At 73.6% G+C, this 1,829-nt stretch carries 1 pseudogene; it reads right to left on the bottom strand.

Features of this window, described 5'->3' with window-relative positions:
- Positions 1–1,588 (bottom strand): annotated as a pseudogene (locus A9X05_RS22480) (heavy-metal-associated domain-containing protein); the annotation flags it as partial.
- Positions 1,589–1,829 lie beyond the last annotated feature (241 nt).

The following is a 1,829-nucleotide window of genomic DNA, read 5'->3' as shown; positions in this document are numbered from 1 at the left end:
GGTGCGCGATCTGCAGCAGCGGGATGGCGAACGGGTCGACCTCCCAGCCGACGTCGACGCTGCCGACGCGTTCGCCGTCGACCACCAGATCGGCGTGCTCGAGACCCTGCGCGGGCGTCGCCGACGAGCCCTGCGCCCGGACCCACCGCAGGCGCGCGCCCGTGGCAGGCAACTCGTCGGGATCCGGTTCGGGGGCCTCCTCACCGTGCAGCAGCGCGTCGGCGACCTCGTAGACCCGGTCCTCGTCCCATCCGGGTACGTCGCCCCGCGCCTGCAGCACGGCGCGGTTGTCGCCCCGCAGCGCGGCGCCGTCGACGACGACCACCTTGACCCGGTCCAGCCGCCGCAGGGCGCCCGGGTCGAGGAACAGTTGGCCGGCGTTGGCCAGTCCGCGGCCCAACACGGCCGCGAAGGCCTGCCGGCCCGTGTGCGCCGCCCTGGGCACGCCGGCCAGCAGGGCGCCGGCCGCATCCTCGGTGCCGCCGCCGGCCAACAGCGCACCTGCGGCGGCCACCAGCGAGGCGTTGGCGGCTTGGTCGGCGTACTCCTCCACCGGCCCGGCCATCGATCCCTTCGCGGTGTCGATGGCGGCGTCGATGGCACCGCCCACCACCACGTGGGACGCTTCCCCCGCGGCGGCCGCCGCCGAATTATGCCGGGGCGCTTGCGATTTCGGCCCGGCCGACGATATGACGGGGACCACCGGCGCCTGCGGGCGACTGGGCGAGGCCAGCTCCGGTTCGCGTTCCCGCCAGCGCTGGCGATGCGCCGCCGCCTCGGATACCTGCAGGCTGCGTTGCGCCAGATCCAGCAACGGTGTGCCGACCGCCTGCGTCAGCCCGTTGGCCAGCGCGGTGGAGGCGCTGAGCGCGATGTCGGTGCCGACGCGACCCAGCCGCGACTCGAGCACGGCGACGACGCGCGGTTGGTGGTTCAGCAGCGCGGCGGCGGCGCGGGCACTGCGCGGCGCGACCGGGAGCCGGCCCAACCAGCCGGTCACCGCGGCGCCGACGGCCGCCACGTCCATCGCCGCGGCGCTGAACGGGACCAGGATCGCCAACGGGTTTCCCGGATCGGCGAACGGCGCGGTGCGCGGCGCGTCCTTGGACGTGACCAGCCTCAGGTCCGCCGCTACGCCGCAGACCGTGTCCCGGACCCGGTCCAGGACGGCGTCGCCGTCGGCCTCGTTGTCGAATTCGATCACCAACCGACCGAGGGCGCCCTCGACGTGGGCGGAGGCCACTCCCGGAATCCGGCGGACGGGTTCCTCCACCGCCGGCGCGTGCTCATGCCAGCCCGGGAACGGCAGCAACGGATCCAGGTCCAGATGCACCCGCCGCCCGCTCTGCCAGCGAATCGGCGGCGTGACGGCGGGACCGGAACCGTTGGTGGGACCGGTCAATCCGATTGCCCGGCCGGTCGTTTGGGCCATCGACTGCACCACCGGGACGGCCAGTTCGGCGACCGGGCTGGCCAACGTCTGCAGCGCACCCGCGGCGCCCGCCGCGGTGGACACGCCGGCTCGCACCACCTGCGCCGCCCCGTCGGTCATGCCGGCGACGACGCTGGCAACGCCCGGAATCCTCACTCGGTCACCCTTCGATTGCGTCTACCGCGCCTAATGATCCTGGGGCGCAGGGGACCTGTCCACATTTGCCATGGTGGACCCTGCGACCACACCGAGGACTCCGGGGGTTTGGGCCTTCTTTCTCCTGACCGGCGGTGCAGTCGCGTCCCTGCGGACAGGTTACCGGCTGGGCGGAAAACCAAACCTGCTGAACAGGCCGGGGTCCAGGAAGACGGTGATGGTGGCGACCCCGCTGGCGCCG

It is taken from the genome of Mycobacterium sp. E3298, assembly GCF_001666895.1.
In the GTDB taxonomy this organism is placed as follows: Bacteria; Actinomycetota; Actinomycetes; order Mycobacteriales; family Mycobacteriaceae; genus Mycobacterium.
The sequence above is the reverse complement of the archived record's forward strand: the minus strand, read 5'-3'. Positions and strand labels throughout refer to the sequence as shown.